The organism is Microbacterium sp. EG9 (genome assembly GCF_059759475.1).
This window is the reverse complement of sequence record NZ_CM186217.1, coordinates 1,285,645-1,308,528: the sequence shown is the minus strand read 5'-3', so window position 1 is coordinate 1,308,528 and position 22,884 is coordinate 1,285,645. Positions and strand designations below refer to the sequence as shown.

Sequence of the window (22,884 nt, the reverse complement as noted above, 5' to 3'; positions counted from 1 at the left end):
AGATTTATCTTGATATCAAGATAAATTCGTCCCCTCGCGGTACGCCACCGGCGCCCACCGCGGGTAAGGCCAGCCTCACTAGCCCGGCGACGCGGCGGCGGGGAAGATGGAGGATCAGGCAACGGCCCTCCATGCCGAACCCTGCATCCGCCGACGACTGAGCCCGCGGCCTCAGGAACTCCCAACGAAGGAGAGCAGACGTGTCCACTGTTGACAGCTTCGGAGCCAAGAGCACCCTCACGGTCGGTGGCACCGACTACGAGATCTATCGGATCGACACCGTCGCCGGTTACGAGAAGCTCCCGTTCAGCCTCAAGGTGCTGCTGGAGAACCTTCTGCGCACCGAGGACGGCGCGAACGTCACCAAGTCCCAGATCGAGGCCCTCGGCAACTGGGATGCCGACGCGGAGCCCGACACGGAGATCCAGTTCACGCCCGCGCGCGTCGTGATGCAGGACTTCACCGGCGTGCCCTGCATCGTCGACCTCGCCACGATGCGCGAGGCCGTCACGGCCCTCGGCGGCGACCCGGCGAAGATCAACCCGCTCTCGCCCGCCGAGATGGTCATCGACCACTCCGTCATCGCCGACCTGTTCGGCACCGAGAACGCGCTCGAGCGCAACGTCGAGATCGAGTACGAGCGCAACGGCGAGCGTTACCAGTTCCTGCGCTGGGGCCAGACGGCGTTCGACGACTTCAAGGTCGTCCCGCCGGGCACCGGCATCGTCCACCAGGTCAACATCGAGCACCTGGCGAAGGTCATCTACGACCGCACCGGTCGTGACGGCGTGCTGCGCGCGTACCCCGACACCTGCGTCGGCACCGACTCGCACACCACCATGGTCAACGGCCTGGGCGTGCTCGGCTGGGGCGTCGGCGGCATCGAGGCCGAGGCCGCGATGCTCGGCCAGCCCGTGTCGATGCTCATCCCGCGCGTCGTCGGCTTCAAGCTGACCGGGGAGATCCCGGCGGGCGTGACGGCCACCGACGTCGTGCTCACCATCACCGACATGCTGCGAAAGCACGGCGTCGTCGGCAAGTTCGTCGAGTTCTACGGTGCCGGCGTGGCGTCGGTGCCGCTCGCCAACCGCGCCACCATCGGCAACATGAGCCCCGAGTTCGGCTCCACCGCGGCGATCTTCCCGATCGACGACGTGACGCTCGACTACCTGCGCCTCACCGGTCGCGACGAGCAGACCGTCGCCCTCGTCGAGGCGTACGCGAAGGAGCAGAAGCTCTGGCACGACGCCGCCAGCGAGCCCGTCTTCAGCGAGTACATGGAGCTCGACCTCTCGACGGTCGTACCGTCGATCGCCGGCCCGAAGCGCCCGCAGGACCGCATCCTGCTCAGCGAGGCCAAGACCCAGTTCGAGAAGGACATCGTCGACTACACGACGCCGTCGGTGTCGAACTCGATCGTCGACCTCGAGTCGAAGCACTCGTTCCCGGCCTCCGACCCCGGCTCCGCCCCGGGCGACGAAGAGCCCGAGACGCGCGACGTGCACATCTCCAGCGGCGCTCCGGCCGCGGCATCCAACCCGGTGCCGGTGACCTCGCCCGCGGGCGACTCCTACCTGCTCGACAACGGCGCCGTCACCCTCGCCGCCATCACGTCGTGCACCAACACCTCGAACCCGTCGGTCATGATCGCCGCGGGCCTGCTCGCCCGCAAGGCGCGCAACCGGGGCCTCAAGCAGAAGCCGTGGGTCAAGACGACGCTGGGCCCGGGATCGAAGGTCGTCACCGACTACTACGAGAAGTCCGGACTCGACAAGGACCTCGAGGGCCTCGGCTTCTACACCGTCGGCTACGGCTGCACGATCTGCATCGGCAACTCCGGACCGCTCATCGAAGAGGTGTCGGCGGCCATCAACGAGAACGACCTCGCCGTCACGGCCGTCCTCTCGGGCAACCGCAACTTCGAGGGGCGCATCAGCCCCGACGTGAAGATGAACTACCTCGCCTCGCCGCCCCTCGTGGTCGCGTACGCCCTGGCCGGGTCGATGCACTTCGACTTCGAGACCGACCCGCTCGGGAAGGATGCCGAGGGCAACGACGTGTTCCTCAAGGACATCTGGCCGTCGCCCGAGGAGGTCCAGGAGGTCATCGACTCGTCGATCTCGCGCGACCAGTTCATCAAGCAGTACGCCACCGTGTTCGACGGCGACGAGCGCTGGACGAGCCTGCCCACCCCCGAGGGCCCGGTCTTCGAGTGGGATGCCGACTCGACCTACGTCCGCAAGGCGCCGTACTTCGAGGGCATGTCGATGGACCTCACCCCGGTGAGCGACATCCACGGCGCACGCGTCATGGCGGCGCTGGGCGACTCGGTCACGACGGACCACATCTCGCCGGCCGGCAACATCAAGGCGGGCACCCCCGCCGCGCAGTACCTCACGGAGCACGGCGTCGCGCAGAAGGACTTCAACTCCTACGGCTCGCGCCGCGGCAACCACGAGGTCATGATCCGCGGCACCTTCGCGAACATCCGCCTCAAGAACGAGCTGGTCGCCGCCGTCAACGACGGTCAGATCATCGAGGGGGGCTTCACCCGCGACTTCACGCAGGAGGGCGGCCCGCAGTCGTACATCTTCGACGCGTGCGAGAATTACCGCGCCCAGGGCACCCCGCTCGTCGTGTTCGGCGGCAAGGAGTACGGCTCCGGCTCGTCGCGCGACTGGGCGGCCAAGGGCACGTCCCTCCTCGGCGTGAAGGCCGTCATCACCGAGAGCTTCGAGCGCATCCACCGCTCGAACCTCATCGGCATGGGCGTCGTCCCGCTGCAGTTCCCCGACGGCCAGAGCTGGAAGTCGCTCGGCCTCGACGGCACCGAGATCGTCTCGATCGAGGGCCTCGAGCAGCTCAACGAGGGCGTCACGCCGAAGACCGTGAAGGTCACCGCGGCCCCCAGCGAGTTCTCGCCGGAAGGCAAGGAGACCATCGTCTTCGACGCCAAGGTGCGCATCGACACCCCCGGTGAGGCGGACTACTACCGCAACGGCGGCATCCTCCAGTACGTGCTGCGCTCGCTCGTCTGATCGCCGCGTATAACGCCCCGGCATCGGTCCCCGCAAGGGGACGCGGATGCCGGGGCGTTCGCGTGCGCGCGAAGTAGACTCGGAGGATGAGTCTGCTCGCCTCGATCACCGGTCCGCGGGACCTGGACTCCCTGTCCGCGGAGCAGCTCGCGCAGCTCGCGCAGGAGGTCCGCGAGTTCCTGATCGAGAACGTCGCCCGCACGGGCGGACACCTCGGCCCGAACCTCGGTGTCGTCGAGCTGACGATCGCCCTGCACCGCGTCTTCGACTCGCCGAACGACCCGTTCGTCTTCGACACCGGACACCAGTCGTACGTGCACAAGCTCCTGACGGGGCGTCAGGACTTCCGCGAGCTGCGCTCCCGCGGCGGACTGGCCGGCTACCCCCAGCGGGCGGAGAGCGTCCACGACGTCGTCGAGTCCTCGCACGCCTCCAGCTCCCTCAGCTGGGCCGACGGCATCTCGCGCGCGCTGACCCGCACCGGCCGCAAGGACCACCACGTCGTGGCGGTCGTCGGCGACGGCGCCCTGACCGGCGGCATGACGTGGGAGGCGCTCAACAACATCTCCGACGACAACGACCGCAACCTCGTCATCGTCGTCAACGACAACGGCCGCTCCTACGCGCCGACCATCGGCGGCATGGCGCGCTACCTCAACCGCGTGCGCACGCTGGAGAGCTACGAGAGCCTGCGCAAGAGCTCGGCATCCTTCTTCCGTCGCCTCGGGCCCATGGGGCGCGCGCTCTATCGCGGGGTGCGCGGAGGCACGCACGGCTTCCTCTCCCGATTCTCGAACAACGAAGCCCTGTACTCGAACCTCGACATCAAGTACCTGGGTCCGATCGACGGCCACGACCTCGTCGCCCTGCAGGAGACGCTGCAGCTCGCGAAGGACTACAGCGCACCCGTCATCGTCCACGTCATCACCGAGAAGGGGCGCGGGTACGAGCCCGCTCGCAACGACGAGGCGGACCAGTTCCACGCGGTCGGCAAGATCGATCCCGCCACGGGGGAGCCGCTGGGCTCCTCGGATGCCGTGGCCTGGACCGACGTCTTCGCCGACGCCCTCCTCCACGCGGGGGAGCGGCGCGACGACGTCATCGCGATCACGGCGGCCATGCTGCGGCCGACGGGCTTGCAGCCGTTCGCGCAGCGCTTCCCCGACCGCGTCTACGACGTGGGCATCGCGGAACAGCACGCCGTGGCATCCGCCGCGGGGCTCGCGTTCGGCGGCCTGCACCCGGTCGTCGCGATCTACGCGACCTTCATGAATCGCGCCTTCGACCAGGTGCTGATGGACGTCGCGCTGCACCGCGCCGGCGTCACGTTCGTGCTCGACCGCTCCGGAGTGACCGGCCCCGACGGTCCGAGCCACCACGGCGTGTGGGACCTCGCGATGCTGCAGCTCGTCCCCGGCATCCGCATCGCCGCACCCCGCGACGAGGCCCGCCTGCGCGAGGAGTTCGACGAGGCGATCGCCGTCGAGGACGCACCGACCGTCATCCGCTTCCCCAAGGGCGCCGTGGCGACGGAGCAGCCGGCGATCGAGCGTCTGCCCGACGGCGTCGACGTGCTGTGGCGCGACGGCGCGGAGGACGTGCTGCTGGTCGGCATCGGACCGATGACGCAGCTGGCCGTCGAGGTCGCGACGCGTCTTCGCGCGCAGGGGATCGGGGCGACCGTGGTGGATCCGCGGTGGGTCGTGCCCGTTCAGCCGTCGATCGTGAAGCTCGCGGCCGCGCACCGTCTCGTGATCACGATCGAGGACGGCATCCGCGTCGGCGGGGTCGGCACGCGCGTGCGGCAGGTTCTGCGCGAAGCGGGCGTGGACACCGCGGTGGACGAGTTGGGTCTGCCCGACGCCTTCATCGATCACGCGACGCGGGAGCAGATCCTCGAGGATGCCGGACTGTCGGCGGCGAAGATCGCGCAGGACGTCGTCGCCCAGGTGCTGGGGACGCGGATCCCGGTGGCGCGCCCATCCAGCGACACGGGCGCCATCTGGACCGTGCAGGGCGGGGCGGGCAGCTCCGAGCACGCCGAGCACGGCGACGGCCGCGGCTGAGGCCGCTCACCCGCCGAGCAGGCGGTCCTCCTCTTCGATCGCGGGGGCGCGACGCTTCGGTGTCCGCGCTCCCTGCCACCGTCCGTAGGCCGTGGCGGCCGCGCAGAGCGCGAGCAGTACCGTGACGATCGTCGGATCTAGCGCCACCGCTCTCGACAGCGCGACGAACACACCGACCACCGCCGCACCGATGCCGACGCCGAAAGCCGCGAAAGCAACGAGGTGGACCCAGCGGCGACGCACGCCGCGAAGCGCGTGGCCGATCAGCGCGGCGACGGGAAGTCCGACGATCGTCACGACCAGCGAGATGAGCGCGCCGAGGACGCCGAACCATCCGGCGGCGTAGACCGCCACGGAGACGGTCGACAGGTCGAACCGCGCGGCGCTGACCACCAGCGTCCACACCCCAGCAGCGATCACGAGCAGCGCGACGAAACCGAGCCACGCGTGCAGCGCACCGCGCCAGAGCTGGTCACGCGTGAAGGCTGCCGGTCGCACCGGCGCGCTCACCGCCCTGCCTCCGCGATGAGCTCGAGCAGATCGCGGACGACGCCGCGCACCAGCGGCAGCCGCGCCAGGGGCAGGGTGGTCCGCAGCAGCGCGAGTCCGCGATCGAGCAGTCGCCGGGTGCGCTCCTGCCCCTCGGAGCGGTCGTAGACCCAGAACAGCGCGAGGAGGAGATGCCCCAGGAAGAGCGCGGGCGGCAGCGAGCGGGCGAGCTCTGTCGGCACCGCGCCCGAGCGGGCGCCCTGCACCGCCTCCGCGAACAGGCCTTCGGTGATGGCGCGGGCCTCACGGGAGGCCTCCGCGAGCGGGTTGATCTCCGAGCGCGGCGAGACGGCGGCGGAGAGGAACTCGGCCGCGTGCCCGTGGTAGGCGGTGAGCTGATCGAGCCCCGTGCGATAGACGATCGCGATGCGGTCGACGAGGTCGTCCGCGTCGGCGAGACGGGGCGCGGCGGCCTCGCGGTGTCCGCGCTGCACATCGAGGTACAACTCCTGCACCAGGTCGTTCTTGGTGGCGAAGTGATAGTAGGCGTTGCCGACCGAGACGCCGGCCTCCTGCGCGATCAGACGCATCGTGGTGGCGTCGTAGCCCCGGTCGCGGAACGACCTCAGCGCGATCTCGCGCAGCCGCGCCCGCGTCCGGTCGCTCTTCGACATCGCGGGTGCCTCAGAAGTGAACATGTTCGAAAAATAGCACAACCCGCCCCGTGACAGCATGGAGGGATGAGCTCCGCCAACCTCACGCGCGAAGAGACGGCGGCACGCGCCGCGGTCATCCACCTCGACACCGTCGACATCGATCTCGACCTCCGCTCGGCCCCGGATGCCGCGGAGAGCACCTTCCGCACACGCGCGACCCTCACCTTCACCGCTCGGGCGGAGAGCACGTGGATCGACTTCATCGGCGCCGCGGTGGACGCGGTCGTCGTCAACGGCGTCGAGCAGGGAGTCGACTGGGACGGCGCACGCGTGAGCGTCACCGGGCTGCGCACGGCAGCGGGCACCACGAACACCGTCACGATCGTCGCCACCGGGCGCTACAGCACGTCGGGCGAGGGCCTGCACCGCTTCCGCGACCCCGTCGACGGCGAGACCTACCTGTACACCCAGTACGAGCCGGCCGACTGCCGGCGCGTGTACCCCTGCTTCGAGCAGCCCGACATGAAGGCGCGCTGGCGCTTCACGGTCACCGCTCCCGCCGGCTGGCAGGTGCTCTCCAACGGCGCCGAGACCCGCCGCGAGCCCGTCGACGGGGGAGTGCGCACCCGGTTCGCCGAGACCCTGCCGCTGTCGAGCTACATCACCGCGGTCGCGGCGGGTCCGTATCACCGCGTCGACGGCACGCACCACGGCGCAGCCGGCGAGATCCCTCTCGGAGTGCTGTGCCGCGCCTCCCTCGCTCCTCATCTGGATGCCGACGAGATCCTGGACATCACGCGACGGGGGCTGACGTTCTTCGAGGAGGCGTTCGACTTCCCGTACCCCTGGGGCACGTACGACCAGATCTTCGTGCCGGAGTACAACCTGGGCGCCATGGAGAACCCGGGCCTGGTGACCTTCACCGAGGCCTACGTGTTCCGCGGCGCCTCCACCGCCGCGCAGCACGAGGCCCGGGCGAACACGATCCTGCACGAGATGGCCCACATGTGGTTCGGCGACCTCGCGACGATGCGGTGGTGGGACGACCTCTGGCTGAAGGAGTCGTTCGCCGACTACATGGGCACGCATGCCGCGGCCGCGGTCGGCGGGTTCCCGGATGCCTGGGTCAGCTTCGCCACGCGACGCAAGGGCTGGGCCTACACGCAGGACCAGCTGCCGACGACGCACCCGATCGTCGCGGACATCCCCGACCTCGAGGCCGCGAAGCTCAACTTCGACGGCATCACCTACGCCAAGGGCGCCTCCGTGCTCAAGCAGCTCGTCGGCTTCGTCGGCGAAGACGCCTTCTTCCGCGGCGCGCAGCGCTACTTCGCCGACCACGCGTACGGCAGCACCACCCTGTCCGACCTGCTCAGAGCCCTCGAACAGGCGTCCGGACGCGACCTGCGCTCCTGGAGCGCGGCGTGGCTGCAGACGACCGGCGTCACCGAGCTGCGCGCCGAGCACACCGCCGACGCGCTCGAGCTGACGGTGTCCACGGTGCGCCCCGATCGCGTGACCGTCGGGCTCTACGTCGAGCGCGACGGCCGCCTCGTCCGCCGCGGCGGCCTGGCGACCGACATCACCGCCGAACGCACCGCGCTCACCGGCGCGGCTCTGGACGACGTGGTTCTCATCGTCCCCAACGACGACGACCGGACGTACGCGAAGGTCCGGCTGGACGACGCGTCGACGGACGCCGTCGCGCGCGGCCTCTCGACGATCGACGACGCTCTCGCGCGGGCCGTCGTCTGGGCGGCCCTCTGGAACGCGGTGCGCGACGGCATCCTGCCCGCTCAGCACTACGTCGCAATCGTCGCGCGGCACGCGCCGTCGGAGACCGATGCCGCGCTGCTGACCGAGGCCGCCGCCCGCGCGGCCTTCACGATCGCGCACTTCGCGGCGGACGGCGACCGGTCCGCCCTGGCGGCGCAGTGGCTGGAGACGGCGTGGAACGCGCTGCAGCACGCGACGCCCGGGTCTGACGCGCAGCTCATCTGGGCCCGCACGGTCGGCGCCGCGGCATCCGTCAGCGCCGAGCGCGCGCCGGACCTGCGTGCGATCCTCGCCGGCGCCGCACCGGCACCGGAAGGGCTGAGGCTCGACCCCGACCTCCGCTGGGCCTGGACCGTCGCCCTGTCGGCCACCGGACACGCGGATGACGCGGACATCGCGGACGAGCTGGCCGCCGACGACACGGCGTCGGGACGCGTCGCGGCACGCACCGCCCGGACGGCGCGTCCGGATGCCGCGGTCCGCGCCGCCGCCTGGAACGACGCCTGGAACGACGCGACCTTGACCAACGACCATCTGGACGCGACGATCGCCGGCGTGCGCGCCGGCGGACGCCGCGACCTCATCGCCGGCTTCGACGACGACTACTACGCGCGCATCCTGCCGGCATGGCGGTCGCGCTCGATCGAGATCGCCCGGCGCCTCGTGATCGGCCTCTTCCCGGCATCCCCCTCGCTCGACGCCGCCGACGCCTGGCTGCGGGATCACCCGGACGCGCCGGGGGCCCTCCGCCGTCTCGTGATCGAGCAGCGCGACGGCCTCGCGCGCGATCTGCGGGTGCGGGCGGCACAACCCACGCGCTGAGCAGGCGACGGCGCAGCCACCGGATTCGGACATGAAGAACGGAATCGGATGCCGCGAGGTGCGGCATCCGATTCCGTTGTGATCATCCGAATCCGTGACGGCGGATCCGGCGGTCGTCAGCCGCCGATGCCGCGGATGGGCGGGTGGTGGAAGGTGTCGCCGAATGCCCGCTCGGACGCACCCTCGCGGTCGAGGTAGGGCGAGGCGCCGCCGTCGATGAACGGCCAGCCCGCACCGAGGATGAGGCACAGGTCGATGTCCTCGACCTCGGGCACGACGCCCTCGTCGAGCATCAGCTTGATCTCGGTGGCGAGGCCGTCCTGCACGCGACGCAGGATCGTGTCGGCGGATGCCGGTGCGGACCCGACATGGCCCTTCAGCGCCTTCTCGGCGGCCTTGGTGAATCCGGTCACCCGTCCACCCTTGTCCTTCTCCACGACCTCCGGCAGCTCGGCGAGCTGGTGGAAGTTCTCGTTCGCGTAGAAGCGGTCGGGGAACGCATGGACCATCGTGTCCTGCACGTGCGCCGCCACCTTCCAACCGACCAGGTCGATGAGCTGGAACGGCCCCATCGGCAGGCCGAGGGGGGCGAACGCCTTCTCGACGTCGGCGACCGGGGTGCCCTCGTACACGGCGCGAGCGGCCTCACCCATGACCTTCGCGAGCAGCCGGTTGACGACGAAGCCGGGGGCGTCGGCGGTCAGCACCGCGTTCTTGCCCAGCCCCCGCGCGACCACGAAGGCGGTCGACAGCGCGGCATCCGTCGTCTGCGGCGTCTTCACGATCTCGATGAGCGGCATGACCGCCACGGGGTTGAAGAAGTGGAAGCCGACGAGGCGCTCGGGGTGTGCGAGCTTCGAACCGATCTCCTCGACCGACAGCGACGAGGTGTTGGTCGCGAGGATCGCGTCTTCGGCGACGATCTTCTCGATCTCGCCGAAAACGGCCTGCTTGACCCCGACCTCCTCGAAGACGGCCTCGATGACGAAGTCGCAGTCGGCGTACAGGCTCTTGTCGGTCGTCCCGGTGACCAGCGCGCGCAGCTTGTTCGCCGAGTCGGCGTCGAGGCGCCCCTTGGCCTCGAGCGTGCCGATCTCGTCGTGGATGTACGCGACACCCTTGTCGACGCGCGCCTGGTCGAGGTCGGTGATGAGCACCGGCACCTGGAGCTTGCGCACGAACAGCAGCGCGAACTGGCTCGCCATGAGACCGGCGCCGATGATGCCGACCTTGGTGACCTTCTTGGCGAGGGTCTTGTCCGGCGCGCCGACGGGACGCTTCGCGCGCTTCTGCACGAGGTCGAAGGCATACATGGATGCCGCGAACTGATCGCCCGTGACGAGGTCGGCCAGCGCCTCGTCCTCCCGCGCGAAGCCCTCGGCCTTCGTGCCGCTCTTCGCCTTGTCGAGCAGTTCGAGCGCGGCATAGGGGGAGCGGGGGACGGTGCCGATCTTCGATTCGAGCATGCCGCGTGCCATCTTGATGGCGATCGGCCACTTGGTGAGACGCTCGATCTTGCCCGGCTCGTTCTTGCGGTCGACCTTCACGGCACCCGTGAGGACGCCGTCGGCCCAGGCGAGGGAGCTCTCCAGGTAGGTCGCCGCGGGGAAGATCGCGTCGAAGATGCCGTACTCGAACGCCTGCTGGGGCTTCAGCATGCGGTTCTGCTTCAGCGGGTTGCTGATGACGACCTCGAGCGCGTTCTCGATGCCGATGAGGTTGGGCAGCAGGTAGGCGCCGCCCCACCCGGGGATGATCCCCAGGAACACCTCGGGCAGCGCGATCGCGGCCGCCGAGGCGTCCACCGTACGGTAGGTGGAGTTCAGGGCGATCTCCAGGCCACCGCCGAGGGCGAGGCCGTTGACGAAGGCGAAGGACGGCACACCCAGGTCGCCGAGCGCGCCGATCACCTTGTGACCGAGCTGCGCCACCAGGCGGGCGTTGTCCTTCGACCCCACGCGGGTGATGTCGGAGAGGTCCGCACCGGCGGCGAGGATGTACTGCTTGCCGGTGATGCCGACGGCCTGGATCTCGCCGGCGGCGGCGCGCGCCTTCAGCGTCGCGAGCGTCTCGCCCAGCTCCGTGAGCGTCGCCGGACCCAGGGTGTTGGGGCGGGTGTGGTCGCGGCCGTTGTCGAGCGTGATGAGGGCGAGCACCTTCCCGGACGGGAGGGTGATGTCGCGCACGCGCGAGTGCGTGACGACCTCGCCGTCGGCGAGAGCGGTCAAGGGCGAGAAGTCGATCTCTTCGTAGTTGGTCATGTCCGTACCTCTCAGCGCTTCTTGCCGTTGTAGTGCGGGTTCTCCCAGATCACCGATCCGCCCTGCCCGAGCCCGACGCACATCGCGGTCAGGCCGTAGCGGACATCGGGCCGCTCGGCGAACTGCGCGGCGAGCTGGATCATCAGGCGCACACCGGAGGCGGCCAGCGGATGACCCAGGGCGATCGCGCCGCCCCACTGATTGACGCGCGGGTCGTCGTCGGCGATGCCGAAGTGGTCGAGCAGCGACAGCACCTGCACCGCGAAGGCCTCGTTCAGCTCGAAGAGGCCGATGTCGTCGATCGTGAGCCCGGCCTTCTTCAGCGCCTTCTCCGTCGACGGGATGGGGCCGATGCCCATGATCTCCGGCTGCACACCGGCGAAGGCGAACGAGACCATGCGCATCTTCGGCGTCAGCCCGAGCTCCTTGACCGCGCCGCCGCCGGCCAGCAGCGACATCGTCGCGCCGTCGGTCAGGGGCGACGACGTGCCGGCCGTCACCCGACCGTGGGGGCGGAACGGCGTCTTCAGCGCCGCGAGGTCTTCCATCGTGGTCTGCGGGCGGCGGCCCTCGTCCTCGGTCGCCAGGCCCCAGGTGCCCTCGGCATCCTTGATCGCGACGGGCACGAGGTCGGGCTGGAATCTGCCGGCCTCGTACGCGGCCTGCGCCTTGTGCTGGCTGAGCATGCCGAACCGGTCGGAGCGCTCCTTGGTCAGCTGCGGGAAGCGGTCGAAGATGCGCTCGGCCGTCACACCCATGTTCAGCGCGCCCGGGTCGACCATCTTCTCGGCCACGAAGCGCGGGTTGGGGTCGGCGTTGCCGCCGATGGGGTAGTGCCCCATGTGCTCGACGCCGCCGGCGAGGGCGACGTCGTACATGCCGGCGCTGATCGATGCACCCATCATGGCGACGCTCGTCATGGCACCGGCGCACATGCGGTCGATCGCGAATCCGGGCACGGTCTGCGGGAGGCCCGCGAGGATGGCGACGGAGCGCCCGAGGGTGAGTCCCTGCTCGCCCGTCTGGCTCGTGGCGGCGATCGCGACGTCGTCGACGCGCTCGGCGGGCACCGCGGCGTTGCGCGCCATGAGACCGATCGTCGCCTTGACCGCGAGGTCGTCCGCGCGGGTGTTCCAGTACATGCCCTTCTCGCCGGCGCGCCCGAACGGGGTGCGCATTCCATCGACGAAGTAGACGTCCGAGAGCTCGGCCACACTGCCTCCAAGGGTTGAGATTCAGTCCAGCGTACGGTGAAACTCAGTCTCACCGAAACGCTTGGGACGATTCTACGATGCCAGGTCGGACGCAGCCTCGGGTGTCTGGACGGATTCGACAAAAGCGCCGGCGATGACGGGGGCGGTGAGCGCGATCTGCCACGGGCGCGCGCCGTGCGACGCGAGCGCGTCGCCGATGGATGCCGCGTCGATCTCGGCCGGGGGAGTCCAGGCGATGCGACGCAGAGTGTCGGGGGTCAGGAGGTTCTCGGTGGGCATCCGCAGCTCGACCGCGAGCTGCTCGAGCAGCGGTCGCGCGGCCTTCAGGCGCAGGTCGGCGGCGGGATTGCGATCCGCCCAGGCGCGAGGCGGCGGCATCCCGTCGCCCGTCGCGCGCTCCGCCGGCAGCACGGGATCGGCGCGGCCCGCCTCGATCGCGGCCCACCAGCGGTCGAGCTGGCTACGACTGGCTCGCCCCGTGAAGTCCTTCACGCGTGCCAGGTCCTGCTTGCTGGCCGGGTCGGCCAGCACCGCTGCGACCAGCGCGCGATCGGGAACCAGGCGGCCGGGGGAGGTGTCCTGCTCGCGCGCGAACTCCTCGCGCGCGAGCCACAGCGCACGGGCGACCGCCAGCGCGCGACGTCCGCGGACGGTGTGCAGGCCGCTGAGGCGACGCCACGGCTCTTCGCGGGCGGGTTTCACCGGTCGCGTGCGCACCGTCTCGAACTCCTGCGCCGCGATCTCCGTCTTGCCCTGCTCCTCGAGCTCGGCCACCAGCACGTCGTGGACGTCCACGAGATGGAGGACGTCGAGAGCCGCATACTCCAGCCACGGCTGCGGCAGCGGACGGGTCGACCAGTCGGCCGCGGAGTGGGCCTTGGCGAGGCTGATGCCGAGCGTGTCCTCGACGACGGCGCCCAGTCCCACGCGCTCGTGCCCGAGCAGGCGGGCGGCCAGTTCGGTGTCGAAGAGGGACGGCGGCTCGAGACGCTCGTCGCGCAGCGACGGCAGGTCCTGACTCGCGGCGTGCAGGATCCAGGGGATGTCGCCGATCGCGTCCTGAAGCGCGCTGAGGTCGCCGACGGCCGGGGGGTCGATGAGGAAGACACCCGCCTCCCGCCGGAAGACCTGGATGAGGTACGCCCGCTGCGAGTACCGGAAGCCGGAGGCCCGCTCGACGTCGACCGCGACCGGGCCCGTGCCGGCGACGAGCGCGTCGACGGCGGTGGCGAGACCGGCGGCATCCGTGATGACGTCGTACTCAGCCACGCGTTCCCCTTCCCGTTGCACCCCGCTGCGAGCCGAACACGGCGATGCCCTCTGATCCCGGCGGAAGTCCCGCCAGCATGCACACCAGCTCCGCCCAGGCCTCGACGTGAGCGGACAGATCACCGTCGGGCGTCCAGGACGACCTCAACTCGATCTGCGCCCCGTCGCCTTCGTCGGCCAGCGATCCGAATCCCTTCGACAGGGTCTTCGTCGCCGTTCCGGACTCCGCATGGAAGGCCGCGCCGCGCGTGTCGAGCGCGTCGACGAGCCAGGACCAGGCGACGTCCGCGAGCAGCGGGTCGACGCCGATTTCAGGTTCGAGCGGAGCTTGCGCAAAACACACGATACGCCACGCGCCGCCCCAGGCGTCCGGCTCGGAGGGGTCGTGCATGAGCACGAAGCGCCCGGTGCCGTACTCGGAGTCGATGCCCTCGGCATCCGGTCGCACGTCGCCGGCGAACGCGATCGCCTCCGGGGCGAGACTCGTCGGCGCGGCGATCTCGCGCACGGAGAAGTCGGATCGGAACGTGAGGGCGCGCAGCTGCTGCGCGGCACGCGCGAAGGCGGGCGTCTCAGCGGCGGGACGGGTGTCATCCACGCTCACAGACTAGGATGGCCCCACGATGAAGGCACCCAGGCGCGCCGCCTTCGGCGCCTCACGAATCGGCCCTGCGGCGACTCTGCGGATGCTGGCTCTCGCTCTCGCCGCCGCCCTGTTCGCGGTGGTGGCGATGGCCGCGGGAGTCGCCCTCCGGATGGCCCGCCGCGTCGTGACCCCCTCGGGGCGCGTACCCGATACCCGCATCGTCGACATCGACGTCCCGGCGCAGACGATCACGCTGGCGCGCACCGCCGATACCGTGCTGCCCGGCCGCTACGGCCTGTTCACCACCGGATCGGCCGACTACCTGAAGGTCGGGTCGGTCCTCTCGAGCGACGAGACCACCGTCAAGCGCAAACTGCTCACCCAGGTGAGCGGGCAGTCGACGCTTGCGCCCGCCGCCGCGTTCAGCGGCTGGTACTACCAGCGGCCCGAGGAACTGCACCTTCCGTTCACGACGGAGCACGTCCACGCGGCGATCGGACCCTGCCCGGCCTGGCTGTTCCCCGCCGAGCCCACCCGCGACCTCGACGACGAGACCTGGGTCATCCAGATCCACGGGCGCGGCACCACACGGGCCGAATGCCTCCGCGCGGTCCCCGTCTTCCACGCGCTCGGCATCACCTCCCTCGTCGTGTCGTACCGCAACGACGGCGACGCCCCGCGCAGCCGTGCGGGCGCCTACGCGCTCGGCGCCACCGAATGGCGCGACGTGGATGCCGCCGTCGGCTGGGCCCTCCGACACGGAGCGCGCCGCGTACTCCTGATGGGGTGGTCCATGGGCGGGGCCATCGCCCTGCAGACCTCGCTCGGCTCGGCGCATCGCGAACAGATCTCGGGCGTGATCCTCGACTCGCCCGTCGTGGACTGGCGCACCGTGCTCGCCTACCAGGCGAAGGCCCTGCACGTGCCGTCTCCGGTCACTGGTCTGGCCATCGGCGCGCTGCGCTCCGACTGGACCGCGCCGGCCACCGGTGCGGACGGGGCGATCCCGTTCGACCGGCTCGACATCGTGGCCCGGGCGGGCGAGCTGCGGCATCCCGTGCTCATCCTGCACAGCGACGACGACGGCTTCGTGCCCTCGAGCGCCTCCCACCGGCTCGCCGCCGCGCGGCCCGATCTGGTCGACCTCCAGGTGTTCCGCACGGCCCGCCACACCAAGCTGTGGAACTACGACCAGCAGCGGTGGACCGACGCGATCGGCGACTGGCTCCGCGACCGCGATCTGCTGCCGGTGCCGGCGACGCACCCCACCGACGAGGGAGAACGATGACGTCGACGACCACCGGGATCGTCCGGCTCGCGGAGCGCCAGCCCGCCGTCTCGGGCGCCGAGATGGTGGCCGCGCTCGTGCCGCCGCCGCAGTTCGACGATGCGACGTTCGAGACCTATCGCGCCGATCCCGCCTACCCGTCGCAGCAGGAGGCGAAGGACCGCCTCATCGCGTTCAGCCGGGGGAGCGGCCCGGCCGAGCGCGGCGGACTGTTCCGTCGGGCGAAGAAGGCACCCGAGATGAAGCCCGGCGTCTATCTCGACGGTGGGTTCGGCGTCGGCAAGACCCACCTGCTCGCCGCGATCTACCACGCGGTGCCCGCACGACGGAAGTACTTCGGCTCGTTCATCGAGTACACCGCCCTCGTCGGAGCGATCGGCTACCAGAAGACCGTCGAGCTGTTCCGCGGCGCCGATCTGCTCTGCATCGACGAGTTCGAGCTCGACGACCCCGGCGACACGATGGTGATGACGCGGCTGCTGGGAGAGCTGGTGCCCACCGGCACGCGGCTGGCCGCCACCTCCAACACCCCGCCGAACGCACTGGGGGAGGGCCGCTTCGCCGCCCAGGACTTCCTCCGCGAGATCCACGCGATGGCCGCGAGCTTCGAGACGATCCGCATCGACGGCACCGACTACCGTCAGCGCGCCATCGACGGCCACGCCGAGGTGTGGGACGACGACGGCTATCGCGCCGCGATCGACGAGGCCGCCGCATCCGGCGTGGTCTCCGACGACCGTTTCGGCGACCTGATCGCCCACCTCGCCACCGTGCACCCGTCCCGCTACGTGCGCCTGCTCGACGGGCTGTCGGCCATCGGCCTGCGCGACGTGGTCACACTGCAGGATCAGTCCGCGGCCCTGCGGCTGGTCGCCTTCGTCGACCGCGCCTACGACGCGCAGATCCCCGTCCGCGCGACCGGCCGCCCCCTCGACGAGGTCTTCGGCGACGACATGCTCGCCGGCGGATACCGGAAGAAGTACCTCCGCGCGATCTCGCGCCTCAACGCGCTCACGCATTCCTGAGGAGATTCACCGGCGTCGACCGCCCGGACGAAACGTGATGTTTACCTGAGCGGTGCCCGTGTAACCGACGCGAAACACGAGACGCATGCCGTCGGAAACGGCACGCCGCGACACTGATTGCGCTGGGACGTCCCGACCCCGAAACCGCGACGACCCGGTCCGAGTTACACAACACATCAGTGAGGACCTTCATGGACAGCGGAAATCTCGCTTGGTATATCGCCGCAACGGCGCTCGTGCTCTTTATGACGCCCGGAGTGGCCTTGTTCTACGGCGGGCTCGTCAAGGCCAAGAGCGTCATCAGCATGATGATGATGAGCTTCGGCGCGATGGGACTGGTCGCCGTGCTCTGGATCCTCTACGGATTCAACATGCAGACCGCCGACTGGTGGGGCGGCATCCTGGGCAACCCCTTCTCCGACTTCGGCCTCGGCACGATGGCGACCGGTGAGGACGCGACCGTGAACCTCACGGCCGTCGCCTATGGCGCCACCTTCGCGATCATCACCGTGGCCCTCATCTCCGGCGCGATCGCTGACCGCGCCCGCTTCGGCTCGTGGATGATCTTCGCGTTCTTCTTCGCGACGATCGACTACTTCGCCGTCGCCGGCTGGGTGTGGAACACCAACGGCTGGATCTTCAACCTGGGCACGACGCTGGGCTTCTCGACCGAGGTGATCGACTACGCCGGTGGCACCGCTGTCCACATCAACGCCGGCGCGGCCGCCCTCGCGCTCGCCCTGGTCCTCGGCAAGCGCGTCGGCTTCCAGAAGGGCATCCACAAGCCGCACAACGTGCCGCTCGTGATGCTGGGAGCCGCGATCCTGTGGTTCGGCTGGTTCGGCTTCAACGCCGGCGCGGCCGCCTTCTACGCCGCTCCCGAGGGCACGACGGGTGACATCCTGAGCGGTATCGCCGGTGTGGGCTCGCCCGCGGGCCTCATCGTCCTCAACACGCTCGGCGCGACCGCTGCCGCCATCCTCGGCTGGGCGATCGTCGAGAAGCTCAAGGACGGCAAGCCCACGGCTGTCGGCGCCGCCTCCGGTGCCGTCGCGGGCCTCGTCGCGATCACCCCCTCCTGCGCCAACCTCGCTCCCGGTTGGGCTCTGCTGCTCGGCATCATCGCCGGTGCCGTCTGCGCCCTGGCCGTCGAGCTCAAGTGGCGCCTCGGGTTCGACGACTCGCTCGACGTGGTCGGCGTCCACCTGGTCGGCGGTCTGATCGGAACCCTGTTCCTCGGCTTCTTCGCGACCGGCACGGGCCTGTTCCTCGGCGGCAACGCCGAGCAGCTCATCCTGCAGGCGATCGCCGCGGTCACCGTGCTGATCTTCTCCTTCGTCGTCGCCTACGTGCTCGGCTTCATCATCGAGAAGACGATCGGCTTCCGCGTCAAGAACGAGGACGAGGTCGCCGGCATCGACACCGCCGTCCACGGTGAAGAGGGCTACGCGCTCGTCGACTGACGCTCCCGCGTCACCAGCCCGAAGGGGCGTCGGATCTCCCGGTCCGGCGCCCCTTCGGCGTGCACCCACGCTCACGGTGCGCCAGCCGCTACGCGTTGTACCAGCCGCCACGGGACGGACCGCCCGCGGGGTAGCGGCTCGCACGCGGGATAGCGGTTCGGAGATCAGCGGGGTGGAGGAGGGGAGCGTGGTTGGTAGCGTGTGTCCATGACGGAGCGCCAGCGGAACGGATCTCTGACGGCACTGCTGCGCGGCGTCGTCGGCCTCTTCAGCCGCAATGGGTCGCGGCGGGCGGCGCCCTCGTCCCGGTCGGCGGGAGCACCCACGTCGGCGCCCGCGCCGGGGCGCGAGGGGGAGACCGCCACGCGCGAGGTGCGCCCTCCCGCCCGTGGCGGGCTGCGCATCACCTACAGCCCGCGGCGCGACGGTGCGCCGGATGCGGGGGAGGTCGTGTGGACCTGGGTGCCCTATGAGGAGAACGACGGTCGGGGCAAGGACCGCCCGGTGCTCGTGATCGGTCGCCACGGCGCCGACCGCGTCTACGCCGTGCGGCTCACCAGCAAGTCGCACGACGGCGACCGCGACTACCTGTCGATCGGGCCGGGCGCGTGGGACGCGCAGGGCCGACCCTCGTGGGTCGACATCGAGCAGCTGTACAGCGTGCACGTGCGCGGCATGCGACGTGAAGCGGCGACACTCGACCGTCGCCGCTTCGCCGGGGTGGCCACGGCGCTGCAGCAGCGGTACGGCTGGACCAGCGACCTGTAGCGGACGAGCGGCGCACGCGATCGCCCGCGATCACTCCGAGACGGCGCGCTGCACGACCGGGGCGAAGATGATGATGGCCGCCCCCAGCAGCGCCACCCCCGAGCCGACGTAGTCCCAGACGGTCGGCTTGAAGCCGTCGATGACGATGCCCCAGGCGAGCGAGCCCGCCACGAACACACCGCCGTACGCCGCCAGCACGCGTCCGAAGTGCGCGTCGGGTTGGAAGGCCGCGACGAAACCGTAGGCCCCGAGCGCGAGCACACCGAGCAGCGCGAACAGCCAGCCCTTGTTCTCCCGCACCGACTGCCAGATGAGCCAGGCGCCGCCGATCTCCGCGACCGCGGCGAGCAGGAAGAGGACGATGATGCGCGCCGTGGTCATGGCGTCAGTCTGCCAGCGCCCGATGTCGGGGGTGTTTCCCGCCGCCGGAGCCCACTCGTCGCGGTTCCGGTGCCAGGAACGGCCGTGGCCAGGCACCGAGCGCGAGCACTGCGAGCACCGTCTGGACGAGGCCGGTCGTGAAATAGATGCCGTGGAGGGGCGACCAGACGAGCAGCATCGCGATCTCCACGAAGATCCAGATCATCATCACCAGCCCGGATGCGGCGTGCAGTCCCCACGTGACGGCGAGGTGCCGTCGCTGCGCGGCCAGGGCGAGCGCCTGCGCCCCGCCGACGACGAATCCGAGGATGAGGGCGGGCCAGACCCACGAGGTGAACGGGGTGCGCTCGAGCCACTCCGGCGGCATCCCGACGCTGTCGCCGCCCACGACCGTGAGCAGAAGGAGCCCGATGACGGCGGACACCAGGTTGAACCAGGCCACGATGAGCAGGGACAGCCGGATCGCGCGGGGAACCCTCATGGGCGCGACCCTACCGGCGCGCCGGCGACCGAGCATCCGCGCACGGCCGTGAAATGGCCCGCAGGGAGGGGGAGGGGGGTGGTGGGCGATACCAGACTCGAACTGATGACCTCTTCCGTGTGAAGGAAGCGCGCTACCAACTGCGCCAATCGCCCATGGCCCGTGCGGGCCGAGATCCGATGCTACCGGATGCAAGCCCCAGGCACGAATCCGTCAGCGCCCGGATGCCGAGACACGCGCGGGCTGCGCCCGGTTTTGCGATGCGCGGATAGTCGGCTAAAGTCGATCAAGTTCCCGGGGCAACCAGGGAGCACGCGGATGTAGCGCAGTTGGTAGCGCATCACCTTGCCAAGGTGAGGGTCGCGAGTTCGAGTCTCGTCATCCGCTCGAGTGCAGGGATCTCTTTTCGAAGTGATCACGGCACGTGGGGTCAAACCACACGGTTAATCCACACGGTGGCGTGGCCGAGCGGCTAGGCACCGGCCTGCAAAGCCGTTTACACGGGTTCGAATCCCGTCGCCACCTCGCCTCATAACTGAACATGCCTGTACAGGCGCGATTGGCGCAGCGGTAGCGCGCTTCCCTGACACGGAAGAGGTCACTGGTTCGATCCCAGTATCGCGCACAAGAACAACCCCGGTCAGCCGGGGTTTTTTTGTGCCCGCTGAGGCGTCGTGCAACATGCGTGCAACATCGCTCCGCGACCTCGTGCAACAGCAACTGCTCCGCTGTGTAACTAGAACTACAGTATGACCAGGGAAAAGTCCACGGCTCCGGCCGAAACAACACAGGATCTCGACCTCTCCGCAGAAACCTCGTCGATCGCCGTCGGCCCCGGGGGAGAGACCGCGGAGTACATCTTCGTCACGCCCGAGATGGCGGCGGAGTGGTTGACGCGGAACGTCGACCGCAACCGGAACGTGAAGAAGAGCCGCATCAGCGGGTACGTGCGGGACATCCAGTCCGACAACTGGGTTCTCACGGGTGAGGCGATCAAGTTCGACACCGACGGGCGGCTCATCGACGGGCAGAACCGGTGCCACGCGATCGTCGCCGCCGGCAGCGGCGCGTGGGTACTCGTCGTGCGAGGGATCAGCCAGGAAGCACTTGTCGTCCTCGATTCGGGGGTCGGCAAGGAACACGGGGGACATGCTCGTCATCACCGGCCTGTCCGAACGTGCGGACGCGAAGGACGTCGGCGCGATCGCGCGACTGCATGTCGCGTGGAAGAAGGGTGACGTGAAGCACGCGGCATCCCACATCGGTGGGAGCGCGCAGCTGACGAAGACGGAGATGGCCGAAGCGGTCATGGGCATCCCGGACATCGACTTCGCCGCACGGTTCGCCCGCAACGTCTACCGGTACATACGCCTGCCCGTCAGCGCACTCGGAGTCGCGTTCCTCGAGTTCTCCGCCATCGACGTCGACGACACCGCAGAGTTCTTCAACCGCATCCGCGACGGCATCCAGACGGGCCCTGAAGACCCCTTCCTGACACCTTCCCGCCGCGTGGCGTCCGACTTAGGCCGGCGCTTCCCGACGCATCCTGCCGGGGCAGGCGCTGTTCTACCTGTTCCGCACATGGAACGCGTACCGCGGGGGAGAGAACCTCCTCAAGCTCCAGATCGGTTCTCCGCAGTCCGGAATCGCACCCGTTCCCGTGCCGCGCTAGCGGAGAGACCTCGTCGACGCTTACGAGCACCCATGTCAGCGGCACCGCGCGGAACACGATGCGGAACAGTATCCCCGCGGGGCTCTACGGCTCCGTGGCGACCGCAGCGTCGGCGGTGCTCTCGGGCCCACCCCGGGCGCTTCGATCGACGTCAGCGCGTTCGCGTCGCTCCCGGAGGCCTACACGGTGCCGTCTGTGAGCGTGTCCGGCTCGATCCTGTTCCTCCGCTGACCAATGTCGGCGAAAGCCCATAGCCTGAGCACGCCGCCATCCAACCGAAGGGAACACAGTGTTCGAAGCTGAGCAGGCCAAGGCGCTCATCACATCTCTCAAGGACATGACCGCACAGCTCGAGAAGATCGCTGCCGAGGAGCTGGAGCTGCACCGGCAAGTCAACCCGGGCGGTGGGCCGACGCCCATCTCGCCAGACGCTGTGGCCATCCTGTCCGCGCGTATGCAGATCGTCACTCTCAACAAGGCCGTGATGACGATCGGTACGACGCTCACCGAGATCCTGCAAGACCGGATCGCGGAGCGAGACATGGGTCTCGACTAATCGCACCCGCCACGTGAGAGCGCTGTTCCGGTCCTCGGGCACGGTGGCAGTTGGCGCGGGCGCCATCACGCTGTGAAAGGTCGGTGGGGGGGGGAGGCGTCGTTTAGGGTGGGCGCGTGCTCTTCGCCTTCATAGACGAGTCCTACACTCAGGACCGCTACTACGTCGCCGCCCTCGTCATCAGCGTCGACGACATCGGGCAGATGGGCGACGCCCTCAAGGAGGCCGCCGCGTACGCCGCAGGCTTCGGAATCGAGAAGGGCACCGAGTTCCACGGGCACCGCATCATGGCTGGTCGCGATGGCTGGGAGCCCATCAGGAACAAGCACCGCGCCGCCGGCCAGATCTACCGGCACGCTCTCACCAGGCTCGCCACACTCCCCGCGGTCGTCTACATCCAAGGGGTGGATGTCGCACGACTCAATGCCCGATACGCATACCCCGACCCGCCGCACCTTGTCTGCCTCAGACATGTGCTCGAAGACGTCAACACGTACGCCGCGAGCAAGGGCGAGGAGGTCATCGTGATCTGCGACCAGGTCACCGACCAGGAAGCACACTCGCGCCGCTTCGGCATCTACCAGAAGATCGGCACACCGGGCTACCGACCCAGCAAGCTCGCCCGGATCGAGCAGATGATGTTCGCCGACTCATCTGCGTCACCCGGATTGCAGTTCATCGACCTGGCCGTCTACCTCTACCGGCGGCGGGACGCCCACCAGACCCAGGACGCGCGCGCGGTGAAGCTCGTCGACATGTTGTGGTGGGCTCTCCGCCCTATCGTCGCGAAGCACCGCCGATGGGACCCCTGACGCACGAAAGCCCCACATGCGTGGGGCTCTCGGCGAACAACGCTCCGGGATCCGGCTCGTCGTACTCGCAATGTAGCATCCACCGCTGACAGTCAGCTAGACGCGCGCCGCGATGCGATCGTGAAGACCATGCCAAGCCCTGCCACACCACGCGAACACGCCGTCGCGATGATCGCTCACCACATCGCTGAAGCCCTCCTGATCGCGCTAGAAGCCCCCCCAAGGCGCCATCCGAGCCCGTGGCGGCACCGACGCCGCCAC

Annotated in this window: 18 protein-coding genes and 4 tRNA genes; 13 read left to right on the top strand and 9 right to left on the bottom strand. The window is 69.5% G+C overall.

Going from position 1 to position 22,884, the window contains the following annotated elements:
- Nucleotides 1-200 precede the first annotated feature (200 nt).
- The gene (locus AC6CQV_RS06115) at nucleotides 201-3,038 is read left to right on the top strand and encodes an aconitate hydratase (RefSeq protein ID WP_060959557.1); all 2,838 of its coding nucleotides are present in this window, start codon (nucleotides 201-203) and stop codon (nucleotides 3,036-3,038) included.
- A gap of 86 nt (nucleotides 3,039-3,124) precedes the next feature.
- Nucleotides 3,125-5,104, top strand: coding sequence for a 1-deoxy-D-xylulose-5-phosphate synthase (gene dxs, locus AC6CQV_RS06110; protein WP_060959558.1), 1,980 nt, complete (start codon nucleotides 3,125-3,127; stop codon nucleotides 5,102-5,104).
- Nucleotides 5,105-5,110: 6 nt separating this feature from the next.
- Here dxs and AC6CQV_RS06105 read toward each other — a convergent pair whose 3' ends face one another.
- Nucleotides 5,111-5,614: a hypothetical protein gene (locus AC6CQV_RS06105; RefSeq protein WP_498260525.1), complete on the bottom strand. Its 504-nt coding sequence runs from the start codon at nucleotides 5,612-5,614 to the stop codon at nucleotides 5,111-5,113.
- Nucleotides 5,611-6,291: a TetR/AcrR family transcriptional regulator gene (locus AC6CQV_RS06100; RefSeq protein WP_498260524.1), complete on the bottom strand. Its 681-nt coding sequence runs from the start codon at nucleotides 6,289-6,291 to the stop codon at nucleotides 5,611-5,613. The genes AC6CQV_RS06105 and AC6CQV_RS06100 overlap by 4 nt, the downstream gene beginning before the upstream one ends.
- 42 nt (nucleotides 6,292-6,333) lie before the next feature.
- On the opposite strand from AC6CQV_RS06100, the gene pepN reads away from it, so the two are divergent.
- Nucleotides 6,334-8,847: an aminopeptidase N gene (pepN, locus tag AC6CQV_RS06095; protein WP_498260523.1), complete on the top strand. Its 2,514-nt coding sequence runs from the start codon at nucleotides 6,334-6,336 to the stop codon at nucleotides 8,845-8,847.
- Between the two features lie 116 nt (nucleotides 8,848-8,963).
- Here the strand turns inward: pepN and AC6CQV_RS06090 are convergent, their stop codons facing one another.
- The 4 genes from AC6CQV_RS06090 to AC6CQV_RS06075 all read right to left on the bottom strand — a co-directional run bounded on the left by AC6CQV_RS06090 (nucleotide 8,964) and on the right by AC6CQV_RS06075 (nucleotide 14,189).
- Complete coding sequence (locus tag AC6CQV_RS06090) at nucleotides 8,964-11,108, bottom strand: 3-hydroxyacyl-CoA dehydrogenase NAD-binding domain-containing protein (protein WP_498260522.1); 2,145 nt, start codon at nucleotides 11,106-11,108, stop codon at nucleotides 8,964-8,966.
- A gap of 11 nt (nucleotides 11,109-11,119) precedes the next feature.
- Nucleotides 11,120-12,322 (bottom strand): thiolase family protein, encoded by a 1,203-nt coding sequence (locus AC6CQV_RS06085; protein WP_061781758.1) that lies wholly within the window; start codon nucleotides 12,320-12,322, stop codon nucleotides 11,120-11,122.
- A gap of 72 nt (nucleotides 12,323-12,394) precedes the next feature.
- A complete protein-coding gene (locus AC6CQV_RS06080; protein WP_060959564.1) occupies nucleotides 12,395-13,591 on the bottom strand; it encodes a ribonuclease D in 1,197 nt (398 codons plus the stop codon).
- Nucleotides 13,584-14,189, bottom strand: coding sequence for a DUF3000 domain-containing protein (locus tag AC6CQV_RS06075; protein WP_060959565.1), 606 nt, complete (start codon nucleotides 14,187-14,189; stop codon nucleotides 13,584-13,586). The genes AC6CQV_RS06080 and AC6CQV_RS06075 overlap by 8 nt, the downstream gene beginning before the upstream one ends.
- A 25-nt stretch (nucleotides 14,190-14,214) precedes the next feature.
- Between AC6CQV_RS06075 and AC6CQV_RS06070 the strand changes: the two genes are divergently transcribed.
- The 4 genes from AC6CQV_RS06070 (at nucleotide 14,215) to AC6CQV_RS06055 (ending at nucleotide 18,721) form a co-directional block, all read left to right on the top strand.
- Entirely contained in the window at nucleotides 14,215-15,465 is a 1,251-nt protein-coding gene (locus tag AC6CQV_RS06070; protein WP_061781757.1) for an alpha/beta hydrolase family protein, read from the top strand.
- Complete coding sequence (zapE, locus tag AC6CQV_RS06065; RefSeq protein WP_101306360.1) at nucleotides 15,462-16,490, top strand: cell division protein ZapE; 1,029 nt, start codon at nucleotides 15,462-15,464, stop codon at nucleotides 16,488-16,490. The genes AC6CQV_RS06070 and zapE overlap by 4 nt, the downstream gene beginning before the upstream one ends.
- A 191-nt stretch (nucleotides 16,491-16,681) precedes the next feature.
- Nucleotides 16,682-17,953: an ammonium transporter gene (locus AC6CQV_RS06060; RefSeq protein ID WP_060959568.1), complete on the top strand. Its 1,272-nt coding sequence runs from the start codon at nucleotides 16,682-16,684 to the stop codon at nucleotides 17,951-17,953.
- 207 nt (nucleotides 17,954-18,160) lie between these two features.
- Complete coding sequence (locus AC6CQV_RS06055; protein ID WP_498260521.1) at nucleotides 18,161-18,721, top strand: type II toxin-antitoxin system PemK/MazF family toxin; 561 nt, start codon at nucleotides 18,161-18,163, stop codon at nucleotides 18,719-18,721.
- A gap of 30 nt (nucleotides 18,722-18,751) precedes the next feature.
- On the opposite strand, the gene AC6CQV_RS06050 is transcribed toward AC6CQV_RS06055, so the two are convergent.
- The 3 genes from AC6CQV_RS06050 to AC6CQV_RS06040 all read right to left on the bottom strand — a co-directional run bounded on the left by AC6CQV_RS06050 (nucleotide 18,752) and on the right by AC6CQV_RS06040 (nucleotide 19,738).
- Entirely contained in the window at nucleotides 18,752-19,102 is a 351-nt protein-coding gene (locus AC6CQV_RS06050) for a YnfA family protein (RefSeq protein WP_191008602.1), read from the bottom strand.
- Between the two features lie 4 nt (nucleotides 19,103-19,106).
- A complete protein-coding gene (locus AC6CQV_RS06045) occupies nucleotides 19,107-19,583 on the bottom strand; it encodes a hypothetical protein (protein ID WP_498260520.1) in 477 nt (158 codons plus the stop codon).
- 79 nt (nucleotides 19,584-19,662) lie between these two features.
- Nucleotides 19,663-19,738: transfer RNA gene (locus AC6CQV_RS06040), tRNA-Val, on the bottom strand.
- 159 nt (nucleotides 19,739-19,897) lie between these two features.
- Between AC6CQV_RS06040 and AC6CQV_RS06035 the strand changes: the two genes are divergently transcribed.
- The 6 genes from AC6CQV_RS06035 to AC6CQV_RS06010 all read left to right on the top strand — a co-directional run bounded on the left by AC6CQV_RS06035 (nucleotide 19,898) and on the right by AC6CQV_RS06010 (nucleotide 22,623).
- Nucleotides 19,898-19,970 (top strand) — tRNA-Gly (locus AC6CQV_RS06035).
- Between the two features lie 67 nt (nucleotides 19,971-20,037).
- Nucleotides 20,038-20,108, top strand: a tRNA-Cys gene (locus tag AC6CQV_RS06030).
- A 28-nt stretch (nucleotides 20,109-20,136) separates the two neighbouring features.
- Nucleotides 20,137-20,208: transfer RNA gene (locus AC6CQV_RS06025), tRNA-Val, on the top strand.
- A gap of 124 nt (nucleotides 20,209-20,332) precedes the next feature.
- Nucleotides 20,333-20,821 carry a hypothetical protein gene (locus AC6CQV_RS06020; protein ID WP_498260519.1) on the top strand — a complete coding sequence of 163 codons (489 nt, stop codon included), beginning with the start codon at nucleotides 20,333-20,335 and terminating at the stop codon, nucleotides 20,819-20,821.
- Between the two features lie 723 nt (nucleotides 20,822-21,544).
- Nucleotides 21,545-21,811, top strand: coding sequence for a hypothetical protein (locus AC6CQV_RS06015; RefSeq protein ID WP_101306366.1), 267 nt, complete (start codon nucleotides 21,545-21,547; stop codon nucleotides 21,809-21,811).
- A 116-nt stretch (nucleotides 21,812-21,927) separates the two neighbouring features.
- Nucleotides 21,928-22,623 carry a DUF3800 domain-containing protein gene (locus tag AC6CQV_RS06010; RefSeq protein WP_198553616.1) on the top strand — a complete coding sequence of 232 codons (696 nt, stop codon included), beginning with the start codon at nucleotides 21,928-21,930 and terminating at the stop codon, nucleotides 22,621-22,623.
- Nucleotides 22,624-22,884 lie beyond the last annotated feature (261 nt).